The organism is Pseudomonas fluorescens (assembly GCF_004683905.1).
Classification (GTDB): domain Bacteria; phylum Pseudomonadota; class Gammaproteobacteria; order Pseudomonadales; family Pseudomonadaceae; genus Aquipseudomonas; species Aquipseudomonas putida_A.
On the sequence record NZ_CP038438.1, the window covers coordinates 395,178 to 412,284 of the forward strand.

The 17,107-nt window shown below is 61.6% G+C and carries 12 protein-coding genes and 1 pseudogene; 10 read left to right on the forward strand and 3 right to left on the reverse strand.

Annotated elements, in window-relative coordinates:
- Positions 1-206: 206 nt before the first annotated feature.
- The 4 genes from E4T63_RS01810 to E4T63_RS01825 all read left to right on the forward strand — a co-directional run bounded on the left by E4T63_RS01810 (position 207) and on the right by E4T63_RS01825 (position 7,110).
- Entirely contained in the window at positions 207-3,803 is a 3,597-nt protein-coding gene (locus E4T63_RS01810; protein WP_135294774.1) for a DUF2339 domain-containing protein, read from the forward strand.
- The gene (locus E4T63_RS01815) at positions 3,800-5,164 is read left to right on the forward strand and encodes a DUF3999 domain-containing protein (protein WP_098966767.1); all 1,365 of its coding nucleotides are present in this window, start codon (positions 3,800-3,802) and stop codon (positions 5,162-5,164) included. Before E4T63_RS01810 ends, E4T63_RS01815 begins: the two co-directional genes overlap by 4 nt.
- A 329-nt stretch (positions 5,165-5,493) precedes the next feature.
- The gene (locus tag E4T63_RS01820; RefSeq protein ID WP_007961744.1) at positions 5,494-6,504 is read left to right on the forward strand and encodes a class 1 fructose-bisphosphatase; all 1,011 of its coding nucleotides are present in this window, start codon (positions 5,494-5,496) and stop codon (positions 6,502-6,504) included.
- A 3-nt stretch (positions 6,505-6,507) separates the two neighbouring features.
- Positions 6,508-7,110, forward strand: a complete 603-nt coding sequence (locus E4T63_RS01825) for a DUF924 family protein (protein ID WP_135294775.1) — start codon at positions 6,508-6,510, stop codon at positions 7,108-7,110.
- A gap of 204 nt (positions 7,111-7,314) precedes the next feature.
- On the opposite strand, the gene E4T63_RS28870 is transcribed toward E4T63_RS01825, so the two are convergent.
- Entirely contained in the window at positions 7,315-8,079 is a 765-nt protein-coding gene (locus tag E4T63_RS28870) for a methyl-accepting chemotaxis protein (protein ID WP_371920137.1), read from the reverse strand.
- Positions 8,080-8,220: 141 nt separating this feature from the next.
- Positions 8,221-9,207 (reverse strand): annotated as a pseudogene (locus E4T63_RS28875) (cache domain-containing protein); the annotation flags it as partial.
- Positions 9,208-9,489: 282 nt separating this feature from the next.
- On the opposite strand from E4T63_RS28875, the gene E4T63_RS01835 reads away from it, so the two are divergent.
- Together E4T63_RS01835 and E4T63_RS01840 are read left to right on the forward strand one after the other, a co-directional pair.
- Positions 9,490-9,744, forward strand: a complete 255-nt coding sequence (locus tag E4T63_RS01835) for a hypothetical protein (protein WP_003220802.1) — start codon at positions 9,490-9,492, stop codon at positions 9,742-9,744.
- A gap of 31 nt (positions 9,745-9,775) precedes the next feature.
- Positions 9,776-10,345 (forward strand): lipocalin family protein, encoded by a 570-nt coding sequence (locus tag E4T63_RS01840; RefSeq protein WP_096794672.1) that lies wholly within the window; start codon positions 9,776-9,778, stop codon positions 10,343-10,345.
- Positions 10,346-10,463: 118 nt separating this feature from the next.
- Here E4T63_RS01840 and E4T63_RS01845 read toward each other — a convergent pair whose 3' ends face one another.
- Positions 10,464-11,828, reverse strand: a complete 1,365-nt coding sequence (locus E4T63_RS01845) for a formimidoylglutamate deiminase (protein WP_135294777.1) — start codon at positions 11,826-11,828, stop codon at positions 10,464-10,466.
- Positions 11,829-12,016: 188 nt separating this feature from the next.
- On the opposite strand from E4T63_RS01845, the gene hutC reads away from it, so the two are divergent.
- The 4 genes from hutC to E4T63_RS01865 all read left to right on the forward strand — a co-directional run bounded on the left by hutC (position 12,017) and on the right by E4T63_RS01865 (position 17,054).
- Entirely contained in the window at positions 12,017-12,685 is a 669-nt protein-coding gene (gene hutC, locus E4T63_RS01850) for a histidine utilization repressor (RefSeq protein ID WP_230679353.1), read from the forward strand.
- Positions 12,682-13,251, forward strand: coding sequence for a HutD/Ves family protein (locus E4T63_RS01855; protein WP_134785229.1), 570 nt, complete (start codon positions 12,682-12,684; stop codon positions 13,249-13,251). The genes hutC and E4T63_RS01855 overlap by 4 nt, the downstream gene beginning before the upstream one ends.
- 458 nt (positions 13,252-13,709) lie before the next feature.
- Complete coding sequence (gene hutU, locus E4T63_RS01860; protein ID WP_098966777.1) at positions 13,710-15,407, forward strand: urocanate hydratase; 1,698 nt, start codon at positions 13,710-13,712, stop codon at positions 15,405-15,407.
- A 174-nt stretch (positions 15,408-15,581) separates the two neighbouring features.
- A complete protein-coding gene (locus E4T63_RS01865; protein ID WP_135294778.1) occupies positions 15,582-17,054 on the forward strand; it encodes a purine-cytosine permease family protein in 1,473 nt (490 codons plus the stop codon).
- The last annotated feature ends 53 nt before the right edge of the window (positions 17,055-17,107 follow it).

Sequence of the window (17,107 nt, forward strand, 5' to 3'; positions counted from 1 at the left end):
ATATACTGAGCGCCGGTTACCGGGCTGTTCAGTCACCACTGATCCAATGTAGGAGTGAGCCTGCTCGCGATAGCGCCGTCACATTCAACAGCTTCGTTGACTGACAAATCGCTATCGCGAGCAGGCTCACTCCTACAAGGGTTTGTGCCTAGACTGAAGCAACTGTCGGGATTGCCCCGCCTCGGGGCCGCTTAGGGATATCGACCATGCAATGGATGTTCATGTTGATCGGGCTGCTGCTCGGCTGGCTGCTCGATGAGTCGTTCAGTGCCGCGCTGCTTGGTGCACTGCTCGGGCTGGCGATCGGGCAAACGCTCCGGATCGCCCGGCTTGGCTCGCTGGCCACCGACCAACAGCGTCAACTGGAACAGGCCAAGGTCGCCCTGCAAGCCGTCGAGCAGCGTCTGTTTCTGCTTGAAGGTGCCAGCGTGCGCACCACACCGCCGAGCGTGGCGCCGATGCCGGACGCCATCGTTGAGCCGATCATCGTCGCCGAACAATCATCCTCCCCCACGCCGGATCTGGTCTGGGAACTGCCGCCCGAACTAGAACCGATCTCTGCCGTTGCCAGCGAAACCAGCCAGCCGCTGCCGGCGGATGTCTGGCGCCTGGATGCTGTTACCGACGAGCCAACAGCGCCGGCACAGCCTGCCGAACCTCGTGGCCCGAACCTGATCGAGCGTGGCATCAGCGCTGCGCGTAACTGGCTGTTCGGTGGCAACACCGTGCTGCGGGTTGGCGTGGTGCTGCTGTTTTTCGGTCTGGCGTTCCTGCTGCGCTACGCCACCGAGGGCATGGTGGTGCCAATCGAATTGCGTTATGCCGGTGTTGCGGCAGCGGCGTTGGCCTTGCTGGCACTGGGCTGGTGGCTGCGTACGCGCAACAGCAGTTATGCGCTGATTCTGCAGGGCACCGGGATCGCGGTGCTGTACCTGACGGTGTTCGCGGCGATGCGTCTGCATCCGTTGCTTGATCCATCTGCCGCGCTGGGGTTGCTGGTGGCGGTCACGGTGTTCTCGGCGATTCTCGCCATCACTCAGGATGCGCTGGGCCTGGCGGCGGCCGCTGCGCTCGGCGGTTTCGCCGCGCCGATCCTGACCTCGACCGGGGCTGGCAACCATGTTGCGCTGTTCAGCTATTTCGCATTGCTCAATGCCGGCATTCTCGCCATTGCCTGGTTCAAGGCCTGGCGCCTGCTTAACCTGATCGGGTTCGTCGGCACGTTCGGTATCGGCTTCGCCTGGGGCCTGCGCTCCTATGCGCCCGAGCTGCTGTGGAGCACCGAGCCGTTCCTGATTCTGTTCTTCCTGATGTACCTGGGCATTGGCCTGTTGTTCGCCCGACGCAAGTTGCTCGACATGCCCGATGCGCCGGCGGACGGCGATCGCGAGGCGCTGCTGCACTGGTCGGCGCGCAAGGGCGACTACGTCGACGGCACGATGCTGTTCGGCCCGTCGATCGTGGGCTTCGGCTTGCAGTTTGCGCTGGTGCAGCACCTGGAGTTCGCCGCCGCGTTCAGCGCACTCGCACTGGGCGTGATCTACATGGGCCTGGCCCGGGTGTTGATGGGCGGCCGCGCCTTGTTGCTGGGTGAAACCTGTCTGGCGCTGGGGGTGATTTTCGCCAGTCTGGCGATCCCGCTGGGCCTCGATGCGCGCTGGACTTCGGCGGCGTGGGCAGTGGAGGGCGCGGGGATTTTCTGGCTCGGCCTGCGTCAGCATCGGCCGTTCGCCCGAGCGTTTGCCCTGCTGCTGCAACTGGGGTCGGCGCTGGCCTTTCTCAGTCAGTTGCGGGTTGGCGAAAGCAGCCTGCTCGACGGCGCACCGTTGGGCGCATTGATGCTCGGCATTGCGTTGCTGTTCAGTTTCCATCAATTGCGCAAAGCCACGGCGGAACAGGCTTCGCCATGGGAGCGCCAGGGTTTGCCGGTGCTGGCGGCGCTGGGCCTGACGTTCCTGTATTTGCTGGCGCCGTTGTTTTTCTTTGTTCAGCTGACAGCGATCAGTTGGGCCTTGGCCGGACTGGTAACCCTGTTTGTCGGCCTGCGACTGCAATCGCGCACGTTCCTGTTCACCGCGTTCGCCGTGCAGTTGCTCGGTGGTGCGTTGTTCCTGTTGCGCCTGCAAGGTGCAGGTGAGGATTCGGCGGCCGTGTTCAGCGCCGGGTGGAGCGGTTTGCTCAGCGCATCGGTGATCGGTGTGGCGTTGATCGGCGGGATGCTGCTGGCGGCGCGCGACGAGATGGTGCGCGGCGATGTGCGGCTGCTGCGCGGGTTGTCGGTGGTGTTGCTGGCGGGGTTGGTGGTGATCAATCTGGCGGTGCTGTTCGTGCTGCCGTGGCAAACCGCGAGTGCGGTGTGGGCGGCGAGCGGTCTGTTGATCATCTGGCTGAGCCTCTACCTCAAACAGCGCGTGAGTTTTGTCTTTGGGCTGTTGTTGCAGTTGATCGGTGGCGCGGCGTTCTTGTTGGCCGGCCCCGAGTTGCTCGGGCCGCTGTCCAGCGAAGGACTGCGGCCGTTGGCCCATGGCGGTTTCTGGACGCCGCTGGTATTGGGGCTGGCCGCGCTGGTCGGTGCCTGGCGTCTGCAACTGGGCAATCATGCCTCGGCCTTCGATGCGCTGAGTTTGCAACGCCTGTCCGAAGTGCTGCTGGTGTGGAGCGCCGGTTGGTGGGCGTTGGCGTGGGTCAGTGAGGTGCTGCGTTTTGCGCCGCTGAATCTGCAGGCGACGCTGTTGCTGCTGATTGCCGCGCTGAGTGTGGCGCTGTGGACATTGTTGGCGCTGCGCCTGAAATGGCCGGCGCTGGGCCTGCTCTGCACCTTGCTGATCCCGGCGGCGGGGCTGGTGTTGCTGGCGGCGTGGCATGCGCGTTATCACCCAGCGGCGAATTTCGGTTGGCTGGCGTGGGTATTGGTGTTCGCCGTGCATTTCTTCAGCCTGCGGCGTCTGGCGCCGATGCTACCGGCACGCGCCTTGAGCACGGCGCACGTGCTGGGTTGCTGGCTGCTGATCGGCGTACTGGCGCTGGAGCTGCGCTACGGTCTGCTGCTGTTGTCCGAGCAATACAACGCGTGGCGCTGGCTGGGCTGGGCGATCCTGCCGAGCCTGTATCTGCTGTTGGCGGCGGCTCCGCGCAGCTGGCCATGGCCGATGGCGGCATTCCCGCGGGAATATCGTTTGTACGCCGCCGCGCCGCTGGCAGTGCTGTTGCTGGCGTGGTTCTGGCTGGCCAACGGCGTCAGCGACGGTAACGCCGAACCGCTGCCGTACGTGCCGCTGATCAACCCGTTGGAATTGGGCCTGCTGTTCGCCTTGTTCGGGGTGTACGTGTGGTCGCGTCATGCGGTGACGCAGTTTGCCCTGCGCAAGGATTACGCCGAGTACGCCACGCAACTGGTCGCCGGGGTCTCCCTATTCGCCTTCTGTACCGCGTTGGTGACCCGCGCCGCGCACCATTGGGCGGGCATTCCGTTCGAGCTGGATCTGCTGCTCGAATCGATGCTGGTGCAGGCCGGGTTGTCCATCGTCTGGACCTTGATGGCGTTGGGGCTGATGATCGGCGGACACCTGCGTCACCGGCGCGAAGTGTGGCTGATCGGCGCGGCGTTGATTGCGCTGGTGGTGGCCAAACTGATTTTTGTCGAATTGAGCAACCGTCGCGGACTGGCCCGGATCGTCTCGTTTATCGGCGTCGGCGTGTTGCTGCTGGTGGTGGGCTATTTCGCACCGCTGCCACCGAAACGTGTCGAAGCCGAACCGGTGGCGGACAAACCCGTGCCGGATACCGAAGGAGTTTCATCTTGAGTCGCATGCTGAGTCTGGGGTGGTTGGCGTTGGGCGTGGTGATGGCTGCCGGCGCGCAGGAAAAACCGGCGGACTTCGCCACGCAGGTGCCGCTGGCGGTGAGTGGCAACGGCCCGTGGTATCGCCTCGACCTGCCACTGAGCGCGCAATTGCAGGCACGCCAAACCGATCTCAGTGATCTGCGCGTGTTCAACGCCGCCGGCGAACCGCAGGCCTACGCGCTGGCCCGGGAATCGGCGCAGACCCGCGACGACGGCCAGTTGCATGAGGTGAAGTGGTTCCCCTTGTACAACGCCGCCGATGCCAGCGAGCGTGCGCCGAACGTGCGCGTGCAATCGACCACCACCGGCACACTGGTGGAAGTGCAACCGTCGACGCAATTGGAGGCCGGTGAAGAAGTGCTGCGTGGCTGGTTGCTTGATGCCAGTGCGATCAAGGCGCCGCTGCAGCAGTTGATTCTCGACTGGACCAGCGAGCGTGACGGCTTCCAGCGCTTCAGCATCGAGGCCAGTGATGACTTGCAGCATTGGCAGGCGTGGGGTGATGGGCAGGTGGCGCGCCTGACCTTTTCCGACGAGCGCATCGAACAGCATGAGGTGACGCTGCCGGGGCAATCGGCGCGCTATCTGCGCCTGCTGTGGGATGCGCCAACCTCGGCGCCCATCCTCACGTCGGCGCAACTGAAAAGCAGCGATCCGCGTAACGTGCCGCTGCCGTTGGTCTGGTCGCAAGCGCTGGCGGGCAACAGCACCAAGTCCGGTGAGTACACCTGGCAGTTGCCGATGGGCCTGAATGTCGAGCGGGTGCAGGTCGAGCTGAAACAGCCGAACAGTCTGGCGCCGGTGACGCTCGCGGGCCGCCGCGAAAGCAGCCTGCCGTGGCAGACGTTGAGCAACGGTTTGCTGTATCGCCTGACCCAGAACGGTCAGGACGTGGTGCAAAACGAATTGCAGTTGTACGGGCAGACTGTGCAGCAGCTGAAACTGAGCGTGGATGAGCGTGGCGGCGGTCTGGGCGAGCAGGCACCAAGCCTGAAGTATGCGGTGCGGGCGACCCAGGTGATTTTCCTCGCACGGGGTGACGGGCCTTACAGCCTGGCGCTGGGCAATCCGACGGTGAAAACCGCGAACCTGCCGCTGAGCACGCTGATTCCGGATTTCAAACCGGAAAAACTCGCGGCGCTGGGCAAGGCCTCGGTGCAGGGTGAGGTGGTTGCCACTCAGGCTGCGCCGGCGACTACGGCGGCAGTAGCCGAGACCAACTGGAAGAAAATCGGCCTGTGGGCGGTGTTGCTGGTGAGTGTGGTGTTCCTCGGGGCGATGGCGGCGAGCCTGTTGCGCAAGCCGCCGACCAATTCCTGAGCATGGCTGGCGCTGCGCGCCATTCGCGAGCAAGCCCGCTCCCACATTGATCGCGTCCAGCAGGGCTACTCGGTCAACTGTGGGAGCGGGCTTGCTCGCGAAGGCGGCCGATCGACCACCAATAGTTTCAGATCGGTCGCGGATCCGCACGCACCACCCGTCCCGTTTCGAACTACGCTCAATCCGGTACCTGAACTCTCTCGACCCGATCACGTCTGATACAAGCAATTGCGCCCCAATGCACGTTACCGGGCGTCATCGCTCGCTACGTTTTCAGACTCCCTGTAAACTGCGCGGGTTTTTAGCCCCCCATTCCACCGGAGCCGTCCATGTCCCGCGTTACCCTGAGTCGCTATTTGATTGAGCAGACCCGCAGCAATAACACTCCTGCCGATCTGCGCTTCCTGATCGAAGTGGTGGCGCGTGCTTGCAAAGAGATCAGCCACGCCGTGTCCAAAGGCGCCCTGGGTGGTGTTCTGGGCAGCATGGGCACTGAAAACGTCCAAGGCGAAGTGCAGAAGAAGCTCGACGTGCTGTCGAACGAGATCCTGCTCGAAGCCAACGAATGGGGCGGTCACCTGGCCGGCATGGCGTCCGAAGAAATGGACAATGCCTACCAGATCCCGGGCAAATACCCGAAAGGCGCCTACCTGCTGGTGTTCGACCCACTGGACGGCTCGTCGAACATCGACATCAACGCTCCGGTCGGCACCATCTTCTCGGTACTGCGTTGCCCGAACGAATACCTGAGCCAGAACGAGCCGCTGAACGAAAAAGCCTTCCTGCAGCCAGGCACCCAGCAGGTTGCCGCCGGTTACGCGATCTACGGCCCGCAGACCATGCTGGTGCTGACCCTGGGCGACGGCGTCAAAGGCTTCACCCTGGACCGCGAAATGGGCAGCTTCGTACTGACCCACGAAGACATCACCATTCCTGAAACCACCCAGGAATTCGCGATCAACATGTCCAACCAGCGCCACTGGGAAGCCCCGGTACAACGCTACGTCAGCGAACTGCTGGCCGGCGAAGAAGGTCCGCTGAAGAAGAACTACAACATGCGCTGGGTCGCGGCGATGGTGGCCGACGTGCACCGCATCCTGACCCGTGGTGGTCTGTTCATGTACCCACGCGACAGCCGTGAGCCATCCAAGCCCGGCAAACTGCGTCTGATGTACGAAGCCAACCCGATGTCGTTCCTGGTGGAACAGGCCGGCGGCGCGTCCACCGACGGTCACCAGCGCATCCTCGACATTCAGCCGGAAGGCCTGCACCAGCGCGTAGCGGTGTTCCTCGGCTCGAAAGAAGAAGTCGCCCGCGCCACGGCTTACCACAAGGAATAAGCCATGACCGCGCCCTGGCAGCCGTTGCTCGATTGGTGGTTCGGACATGTCGAATCACCGGACGAGATTGCGGCTGACAAGGGCAAGTTGTGGTTCGGCAAGAAAGACAGTCAAGACCTCGAAGCGCGTGAGCGTTTCGGGGTCTTTGTCGATCAGGCCCTCGCTGGCGAATTGACCGAATGGACGCAACGTCCCGAAGGTTGGCTGGCGCTGGTGCTTCTGCTTGATCAACTGCCGCGCATGATCTTTCGCGACACGCCCAAAGCATTCTCGGGTGATCTGCGTGCGCAGAAACTTGTCGCGCAGGGCATTGCAGCGGACTTCGACCGGCAACTGAAGCCGATTCAGCGGGTATTCATTTATCTGGTGTTCGAACACTGCGAAAACCTCGCGATGCAGAACGAAGCCGTTTCGCGTTTTATCGATCTGCTGGCTGAGCAGCCGGAAAGCGAACGGGCGGTGTTTGCCGACAATCTGGACTATGCCGAGCGGCATCGGAAAGTGATTGCGCGGTTTGGAAGGTTTCCGCATCGCAATGCGGTGTTGGGACGGGAGTCTACGGCGGAGGAGTTGGCGTTTTTGAAAGAGCCAGGTTCGCGTTTTTAGAACGATTCTCGGCAACCTCAACAACCAGCCCTCACCCTAACCCTCTCCCGGAGGGAGAGGGGACTGACCGAGGTGTTTTGTCGCTATACGTCGACCTGAAGCATCCAGTCGAACTCAGGTTTGAAAAGCTTGAAGATCTACTCCCTTCCCCCCCCCCTCGCCCCCTTGGGGGAGAGGGCTGGGGTGAGGGGGTGGCTCTTGATCTTAGATCCGGAAGCTACCCACCAGTTGCTTCAATCGCGCCGCCTGCTGCTCCAGATCCGAGCACGCACGCAAGGTTGCCTGCAGGTTCTCCACACCTTCCTGGTTCAGCGTGTTGATCTCGTTGATGTCGACGTTGATCGATTCGACCACAGCCGTCTGCTCCTCAGTCGCGGTAGCCACCGACTGGTTCATCCCGTCGATCTCGCCGATGCGCTGGGTCACGCTGCCCAGGCGTTCGCCGGCCTGGTTGGCGATGCCGACGCTGCTTTCGCTCTCGCGCTGGCTCTCGGTCATGATGCTTACGGCCTGACGCGCGCCGACTTGCAGTTCTTCGATCATCTTCTGCACTTGCTGCGCCGAATCCTGAGTGCGGTGGGCGAGGTTGCGCACCTCGTCAGCGACCACGGCGAAACCACGGCCAGCCTCACCGGCGCGGGCCGCTTCGATGGCAGCGTTTAGCGCCAGCAGGTTGGTCTGCTGCGAGATGCTGGTGATCACTTCCAGAATCTGCCCGATGTTCACCGTGTTGCTGTTGAGGGTTTCGATGTTGCCGCAGGAGTCGCTGATTTTTGCCGACAGTTGCTGCATGGCCTGAATGGTTTTATCAACAACCTGCTGACCGTCGACCGCCAGACTGCGCGCATCACTGGAGTGCTGCGAGGCGAGGGCGGCGTTCTGGGCGATTTCCTGAGCGGCGGCGCCGAGCTGGTTGATCGCCGCGGCCACGCTGTTGGTGCGGCTGGCCTGCTGATCAGAGTTGTACATCGACGAATTCGATGCGGCGACCACACGCAGGGCGACTTCGTTGACCTGGCCGGTGGCCGAGGACACTTCGCGGATCGAGGTGTGAATACGCTCGACGAAGCGGTTGAACGACAGACCCAGCGCGCCGAATTCATCATGGCCGTGGATCACCAGACGCTTGGTCAGGTCGCCTTCACCTTCGGCGATGTCGTGCATGGCGCGGCCCATGGTCAGCAGTGGCTGCATCAGCACGCGGATCAGCATGCCGAGCAGGGCGATGATGATCACCACCGCGATCACCATGGCGATCAGCGCCGAGGTGCGGAATTCGCTGAGCATCGAGAATGCGGTGTCCTTGTCCAGCACCAGCGCCACGTACCAGTCAGCCGATGGCACGCCGTTGACGCGGGTGAAGGAGATCAGTTGGGTCTTGCCGTCGAATTCGACTTCTTTCAGGCCCGGGCTGACTTTCGGCGCACCGTTCGGATAGGCCTCGGCGAGGGTTTTCAGCACCAGTTTGCTGTCCGGGTGAATCAGAATCTTGCCATCGGCGCTGACGATGAACGCATGGCCGTGGCCACCAAAGTTGAGCGAGTTGATGATCGCGCTGACGCTGGTCAGGTCGATATCCGCGCCGGCCACACCGATCATCTGGCCCTGATGCTGCACCGGAGTGGCGACGGTGATTACCAGTTTGCCCGAGGAAGCGGCGATGTAGGGTTCGGTGACGATGGTCTGTTGGGCGCTGTTGGCGGCCTTGTACCAGCCACGGGCGCGCGGGTCGTAGTCCGGCGCGCGATTGCCGGCGGGTACCGAGAACATCACGCCGTCAGCGCCGCCGAAGTAGCTGAGCTGGAAATTGCCGGTATAGGCGGGCAGGTCGATGATGCGCTTGAGGCTGGCCGGGGCGCTGCCGTCGGCGGCGACCTGCTGCGACAGCGATTGCAGCAACTGGATGCGGCTTTCCAGCCAGGTCTGGATGTTGCTGGTGGTCAGGCTGCCCAGTTCCTGCATCGAGGCTTCGGTGCTGCTGCTCAGGGCTTCGCGTTGTCGATAGTCGTTGAACAAAATGAAACAGGCGAACGCAACGGCCACCACGAGGGCGGCAGCCAACAAGATTTTGTGGCTGAATTTCATGTTTCTGGTCATCGAATGAACTACCGCGAAGGGGCTGGTCGAGAAAGGGCGGCAATTTGCCACACTCGGGGGCTTTGCGCTGCTCTTATTTCGACCGCCGCGCGCCAAAGATTAGGCGTCTTTGATGAAATGCGACGAAATGCTCAATAGCCGCACAAAGTGTCTGATTTACCGGTAAATGCCAGACGAGCGGAGCGATAAATAGCCCTTTCTGAAGGGAACCAGATGAGGGTTTTCTCTTCTAAGCTTCTGGTTGGCACCATGCCATCCCCCTTCCGCTCCAGGAGTTACTTCATGTCGCTGCGATCTATCGCCCTTCTGACTTTTTGCGTGCTGTTGGCCGCGTGCAGCAAGGTCAATCAGGAAAACTATTCCAAGCTTTCGGCCGGCATGGCCAAGGCCGAGGTTGAGACGCTGCTCGGCAAACCCACCGACTGTTCGGGCGCGCTCGGCATGTCCAGTTGCACCTGGGGCGATAAAAACAGCTTTATCAGCGTGCAGTACGCCGGTGACAAAGTGCTGATGTTTTCCGGCCAAGGCCTGAAGTAAACCGGGGCTACGCGCCCACGGGAGAAAAATAATGAAGCGGTTATTGTTCGTCCTTTTTGCCGGCCTGGTACTGGCCGGCTGCGCCACCCACGGTGAAGATCCGCTGGCGCCCAAGACGGCTCACAGTGTCAATCTCAAGCGTTATCAGGGCACCTGGTATGAACTGGCGCGCCTGCCGATGTACTTCCAGCGCAACTGCGCGCAGTCCGAAGCCCATTACTCGCTCAGACCGGACGGCAATGTCGATGTGCTCAATCGCTGCCTGACCTCCGACTGGCAGTGGGAAGAAGCCAAAGGCAAGGCTTATCCACAGGTACCGGGCAAGACTGACAAATTGTGGGTCGAGTTCGATACCTGGTTCTCGCGCTTGATTCCGGGTGTGGCGAAAGGCGAATACTGGGTGTTGTACGTCAGCGACGACTACAAGACCGCCATCGTCGGCGACCCGAGTCGCAAGTACATGTGGTTGCTGTCGCGCACGCCAACGGTCAATGGCGTAGTGCGTGAGGAGTTGCTGAGCAAGGCGCGGCAGCAGGGTTACGACACTACGCGACTGATCTGGCGGGCGTCGGATCGGCAGATGGCGAAGACTTCGAACTAAAGGCAACCACAAAATCAATGTAGGAGTGAGCCTGCTCGCGATGACTGTGTGTCAGACATAAATATGTGACTGACACACAGTCATCGCGAGCAGGCTCACTCCTACATTTTGTTATGTGTCAGCTCAGCAATTCGCGCAGAACCTGGGTGAAGGCACGTGCGCTTTCCTCTTCGCCCGCGTGCCGTCCATCGCGCACCACCCACTGACCATTGACCAGCACATCGCGCACCTGGCGATCTCCGCCAGCGAACAGCCAGCGATTCAAAATCCCGTCACCACTGGCGGTGGCCAGATACGGATCATTGCCATCGAGCACGATCCAGTCCGCACGTTTGCCGACTTGCAGCGCACCAATCGGCTGTCCCAAAGCCTGGGCGCCGCCGTCCAGCGCCGCGTCATACAGCGTGCGCCCAACCATCGGCTGATCCGCGCCATACAACCGGTTACGCCGCTGATCGCGCAGACGCTGGCCGTATTCCAGCCAGCGCAATTCCTCGACCACGCTGAGCGACACATGGCTGTCGGAACCGATGCCCATGCGTCCGCCCTGAGCGAGGAAATCCACCGCCTGGAAAATCCCGTCGCCCAGATTCGCTTCGGTGGTCAGGCACAGGCCGGCGATGGCGCGACTCTTGGCCATCAGCGTGACTTCTTCCGGGTTGGCGTGGGTCGCGTGAACCAGGCACCAGCGCTGATCGACCTCGGTGTTTTCGTAGAGCCATTGCAGCGGACGACGACCGCTCCAGCTCAGGCAGTCATCGACTTCCTTCTGCTGTTCGGCGATGTGAATGTGCACCGGGCACTGCTTGTCGCTGGCGGCCAGCACTTCGCTGATCTGCTGCGGGGTAACCGCGCGCAACGAGTGGAAGCACAGACCCAGCGACTGCGCTTTTTGCTGAGCCAGTAATGGCTGCAAGCGCGATTGCAGATTCAGGTAATTTTCGGTGCTGTTGATGAAGCGGCGCTGCCCATCATTGGGCGTTTGGCCGCCGAATCCGGAATGGCTGTAAAGCACCGGCAGCAGGGTCAGACCGATGCCGCTTTCGCTCGCTGCCTGACTGATGCGCAGTGCCAGTTCGGCCGGATCGGCATACGGCTGACCGTTGTTGTCGTGGTGCACGTAGTGGAATTCAGCAACCGAGGTGTAACCGGCCTTGAGCATTTCGATGTACAGCTGACGGGCGATCACGCCGAGCTGCTCCGGGCTGATTTTTCCGACGAGGCGATACATCAGGTCACGCCAGGTCCAGAAACTGTCGTTGGGATTACCGGCCACTTCCGCCAGCCCGGCCATCGCGCGCTGGAAGGCGTGGGAGTGCAGATTGGGCATGCCCGACAGCAGCGGACCGCTCAGCCGTTCGGCGCCGTCTGCAGTGGAATCGGCCTGAATCCGGGTCAGCACGCCATCGGCGCTGACCTCAAGACGTACATTGTTGGCCCATCCGTTAGGCAGCAGCGCGCGTTCGGCAAAGAAAGCGGACATGGTTCAGCACCCCATCGTGTGTTATTTGTATATACATATACAGACGTTTGCCTGCCCGGTAAACTCCGGCAAGCTAGCAACCTTCATCCAATGAACAGGGATCAACCGTGCCGACTCCGCCTCCAGTCTCTCCGTTGGCCGCGAACCTGGGCGACAGTCCGGCGCCCTTGTACGCCCGCGTCAAACAGATGATCACCCAGCAGATCGACAGCGGTAACTGGCCACCGCACTACCGCGTGCCATCGGAAAGCGAACTGGTCAGCCAGCTCGGTTTCAGCCGCATGACCATCAACCGCGCGCTGCGCGAAATGACCGCCGACGGCCTGTTGGTGCGCATGCAAGGTGTCGGTACGTTTGTCGCCGAACCGAAGAGCCAGTCTGCGTTGTTCGAAGTGCACAACATCGCTGATGAAATTGCCTCCCGTGGCCATCGCCACACCTGTCAGGTGATCACCCTCGAAGAAGAGGCCGCCGGCTCCGAGCGCGCGCTGGCGCTGGACATGCGCGAAGGGCAGAAGGTCTTCCACTCGCTGATCGTGCATTACGAAAACGACATTCCTGTGCAAATCGAAGACCGCTTCGTCAACGCGCTGGTCGCCCCGGAATACCTCAAGCAGGACTTCACCTTGCAGACGCCTTACGCCTATCTCAATCAGGTCGCGCCACTGACCGAAGGCGAGCACGTCGTCGAGGCGATCCTCGCCGAGCCGTCCGAGTGCAAGTTGCTGCAGATCGAAAAAGGCGAGCCTTGCCTGCTGATCCGTCGCCGCACGTGGTCGGGGCGTCAACCGGTGACCGCCGCGCGTTTGATTCACCCAGGTTCCCGTCATCGTCTGGAAGGACGCTTTCATAAATGAATGGTTTGAAGGTTTTACGCGCCGAGGGTTACCCGCGCATGCCGTGGAAAAACGGCGGCGGCAGCACCGAAGAGATTACCCGTGATGCGGGTGCCGGCCTCGATGGTTTCGGCTGGCGCCTGTCGATTGCCGACATTGCCGAGTCCGGTGGATTCTCGACTTTTGCTGGTTACCAGCGAGTGATTACGGTGCTGCAGGGCGATGGCATGACCCTGTGTGTCGACGGCGATGACACTCGCCCATTGTTACCGCTGGATCCGTTTGCGTTCAGCGGCGAAAGCCAGGTGTCCTGCACTTTGCTCGGTGGTGCGATCCGCGACTTCAACCTGATCTACGCGCCACAGCGTTACAGCGCGCGGTTGCAGTGGCTGGAAGGCGAGCAGCGGTTTTTCAGCTCGGCGGCGACGGTGCTGGTGTTCAGTGTCAGTGAGCTGCTGCAAGTGCAGGTTGCTGACAACACTGCGCAACTCGGCCGCCATGATTGCCTGCAACTGGACGGTAACACCGGGCTGGTTGAAGTGGCCGTCAATGCCGGGTGCTGCGTGATTGAGCTGACCGCGCGCTGATCCAACTCTGGTAACACTCCTGTGGTGAGGGGATTTATCCCCGATGGCGGCGCAGCAGACCTTTTGGGACCGCTACGCGCTCCATCGGGGATAAATCCCCTCACCACAATTGCATTTCAATTCCTGTTTCCCTCGGCGCACCAACTTGTTACCGAACGCCCCAGCGTGGCGCAAAACCACGGGTTCGTAACGATCCGCCAAATCCTCAATTCCTCCCCGCAAAAATTTTCATCCACGCCGTAACCCTTGTCTCAGGCGCTCCGCAGCCCTGTCCGCAATTTTTCTTGAGCGCCCCTCCAGCAAGTTGGCCGCTTGATTGCATATGCTTGTATGTACAAGTAAAGACGTATGCGTATAAGTCCGCAGCGTCCACTGATTCGCTTGTCGCGCATTGAGGCGCGCAGGCTGCTTGCCCACTGCCAGGGTTGGTTTGAATTGATCGCTGAGGAGTCTTTTTCGTGACTGACAATAAGCCTACAACTGCCGTTTATACAAAGAGACGTGACGTCGAGATCCGCGCTGCACGCGGCAACAAGCTGACCGCCAAGAGCTGGCTAACCGAAGCGCCGCTGCGCATGCTGATGAACAACCTCGATCCGGAAGTGGCCGAGAACCCGAAAGAGCTGGTGGTCTACGGTGGCATCGGTCGCGCTGCGCGCAACTGGGAGTGCTACGACAAAATCGTCGAGAGCCTGACCAATCTGAACGACGACGAGACCCTGCTGGTGCAATCCGGCAAACCGGTCGGCGTGTTCAAGACTCACAGCAACGCCCCGCGCGTACTGATCGCCAACTCCAACCTGGTGCCGCACTGGGCGAGCTGGGAACACTTCAACGAACTCGACGCCAAAGGCCTGGCCATGTACGGCCAGATGACCGCCGGCAGCTGGATCTACATCGGCAGCCAAGGCATCGTTCAGGGCACCTACGAAACCTTCGTTGAAGCCGGCCGCCAGCACTACAACGACAACCTCAAAGGCAAGTGGGTGCTGACCGCAGGCCTCGGCGGCATGGGCGGCGCTCAGCCACTGGCGGCCACCCTGGCCGGTGCCTGCTCGCTGAATATCGAATGCCAGCAGGTGAGCATCGATTTCCGCTTGAAAAGCCGCTACGTCGACGAGCAAGCCAAAGACCTCGACGACGCCCTGGCGCGCATCGCCAAATACACCGCTGAAGGCAAGGCGATCTCGATCGCCCTGCTGGGCAACGCGGCAGAAATTCTGCCGGAACTGGTCAAGCGCGGTGTGCGCCCGGACATGGTCACCGACCAGACCAGCGCCCACGACCCACTCAACGGCTACCTGCCGGCGGGCTGGACCTGGGACGAATACCGCGCCCGCGCCAAGACCGAGCCGGCCGCTGTGATCAAGGCCGCCAAGCAGTCGATGGCCGTCCACGTCAAAGCGATGCTGGACTTCCAGAAACAAGGCATTCCGACCTTCGACTACGGCAACAACATCCGTCAGATGGCGCAAGAAGAAGGCGTGGAGAACGCGTTCGACTTCCCAGGCTTTGTACCGGCCTACATCCGCCCACTGTTCTGCCGTGGCATCGGTCCGTTCCGCTGGGCGGCGCTGTCGGGTGATCCGCAGGACATCTACAAGACCGACGCCAAAGTCAAAGAACTGATCCCGGACGACGCGCACCTGCACAACTGGCTGGACATGGCCCGCGAGCGCATCAGCTTCCAGGGTCTGCCGGCACGTATCTGCTGGGTCGGTCTGGGCCTGCGCGCCAAACTCGGTCTGGCGTTCAACGAAATGGTGCGCAGCGGCGAGCTGTCGGCCCCGATCGTGATCGGTCGCGACCACCTCGACTCCGGCTCCGTTGCCAGCCCGAACCGCGAAACCGAATCGATGCAGGACGGTTCCGACGCCGTGTCCGACTGGCCACTGCTCAACGCTCTGCTGAACACCGCGAGCGGCGCGACCTGGGTTTCCCTGCACCACGGCGGTGGCGTGGGCATGGGCTTCTCCCAGCACTCGGGCATGGTAATCGTCTGCGACGGTACCGACGAAGCGGCCGAGCGCATTGCCCGCGTCCTGCACAACGACCCGGCCACCGGTGTCATGCGTCACGCCGATGCCGGTTACCAGATCGCCATCGACTGCGCCAAGGAGCAGGGGCTGAACCTGCCGATGATTACCGGTAAATAAACGCAATTCTGTGGGAAATGCTTTTGGTGGGAGTGGGCTTGCTCACGAACGCGTTGGATCAGTCAGCACATGTTTCGAATGTGCCGGCCCCTTCGCGAGCAAGCCCGCTCCCACCAAAAGCCGCCCGCGCAAGACGCTCAGTGAACTCGAATAACAATCCACAGAGGTTGAATCATGGCTGTAACCCCCGATCGTGCAGGCAACAAACCGTTGATCGAAAGGCGTTCGATCGACTACATCCCGGAAGCGGAAAGACACGGTCGTCTGTTGAGCCAGTTCACCCTGTGGATGGGTGCGAATCTGCAAATCACCGCGATTGTCACCGGGGCTCTGGCCGTGGTGCTGGGCGGTGATGTGTTCTGGTCGTTGATCGGTCTGTTGCTCGGTCAACTGCTGGGCGGTGGCGTGATGGCGCTGCACGCGGCGCAAGGGCCGAAACTGGGCCTGCCGCAGATGATTTCCAGCCGCGTGCAATTCGGCGTCTACGGCGCGGCGATCCCGATCGTGCTGGTGTGCCTGATGTACCTGGGCTTCACCGCCACCGGTACGGTGCTTTCCGGCCAGGCGCTGGGCCAGTTGTTTGGCGTCAGCGACACCGTCGGCATCCTGCTGTTCGCCAGTGTCATCGTAGTGGTCACGGTGCTCGGTTATCGGGTGATCCACTGGATCGGCCGGGTTGCCAGTGTCATCGGCGTGATTGCCTTCGTGTATCTGTTCAGCCGTCTGCTGAGTCAGGTGGACGTGGGCGCACTGTTGCAGATCCGTCACTTCAGCTGGAGCAGCTTCCTGCTGGCGGTGTCGCTCGCGGCCTCCTGGCAGATCGCGTTCGGCCCTTATGTGGCTGACTATTCGCGTTACCTGCCGAGCAAGGTTTCTTCGGTGAAAACCTTCTTTGCCGCTGGCGCAGGTTCGGTCATCGGCGCGCAGGTGGCGATGGTCCTCGGCGTGTTCGCGGCAGCTTCGGCCAACGGCCAGTTTGCCGGTCACGAAGTGGCCTACATCGTCGGTCTGGGCGGCACAGGTGCCACCGCCGCGCTGCTGTACTTCAGCATCGCCTTCGGCAAGGTGACCATTTCGACGCTGAACTCCTACGGCAGCTTCATGTGCATCGCCACCATCATCAGTGGTTTCAAAGGGCACCTGACCGTTACGCGTATGCAGCGTCTGGTGTTCGTGCTGGTGATCGTCGGCGCGGCAACCCTGATCGCCTTGCTCGGTCAGCACTCGTTCCTCGGTGCGTTCAAGTCGTTCATCCTGTTCCTGCTGGCGTTCTTCACGCCATGGAGCGCGATCAACCTGGTCGACTACTACTGCATCACCCGCGAGCGTTACGACGTGCCGGCGCTGGCCGATCCGAACGGTCGCTACGGGCGCTGGAACCTGCTCGGGATCAGCGTCTATGTGTTCGGCGTGCTGGTGCAACTGCCGTTCATCTCCACCAAGTTCTACACCGGCCCGCTGGTGGCTGCCCTCGGTGATGTGGATATCTCCTGGATCATCGGTCTGGTGCTGCCTGCTGCCCTCTATTACGTGTGCGCAAAAAAATGGCACGGCTCAGTGCCTGATCAACTGATTCTGCCGGTCGAGCAGAACAGCGTTGTACCACCTGAAAAAAGTGGGGCCGGGCGCGCTGCGGCGCAGGCCTGATTGGACGTGGACAGGGCTGGATGCCTCTTGACTGCCGTAAGCCAATTCATGAT

Coding starts and splice junctions, on each gene's coding strand:
- E4T63_RS28870 (WP_371920137.1), bottom strand. CDS start 8,079: ATGTACAACTCTGATCAGCAGGCCAGCCGCACCAACAGCGTGGCCGCG.
- E4T63_RS01855 (WP_134785229.1), top strand. CDS start 12,682: ATGAATGGTTTGAAGGTTTTACGCGCCGAGGGTTACCCGCGCATGCCG.
- E4T63_RS01810 (WP_135294774.1), top strand. CDS start 207: ATGCAATGGATGTTCATGTTGATCGGGCTGCTGCTCGGCTGGCTGCTC.
- E4T63_RS01825 (WP_135294775.1), top strand. CDS start 6,508: ATGACCGCGCCCTGGCAGCCGTTGCTCGATTGGTGGTTCGGACATGTC.
- E4T63_RS01835 (WP_003220802.1), top strand. CDS start 9,490: ATGTCGCTGCGATCTATCGCCCTTCTGACTTTTTGCGTGCTGTTGGCC.
- E4T63_RS01865 (WP_135294778.1), top strand. CDS start 15,582: ATGGCTGTAACCCCCGATCGTGCAGGCAACAAACCGTTGATCGAAAGG.
- hutC (WP_230679353.1), top strand. CDS start 12,017: ATGATCACCCAGCAGATCGACAGCGGTAACTGGCCACCGCACTACCGC.
- E4T63_RS01840 (WP_096794672.1), top strand. CDS start 9,776: ATGAAGCGGTTATTGTTCGTCCTTTTTGCCGGCCTGGTACTGGCCGGC.
- E4T63_RS01845 (WP_135294777.1), bottom strand. CDS start 11,828: ATGTCCGCTTTCTTTGCCGAACGCGCGCTGCTGCCTAACGGATGGGCC.
- E4T63_RS01820 (WP_007961744.1), top strand. CDS start 5,494: ATGTCCCGCGTTACCCTGAGTCGCTATTTGATTGAGCAGACCCGCAGC.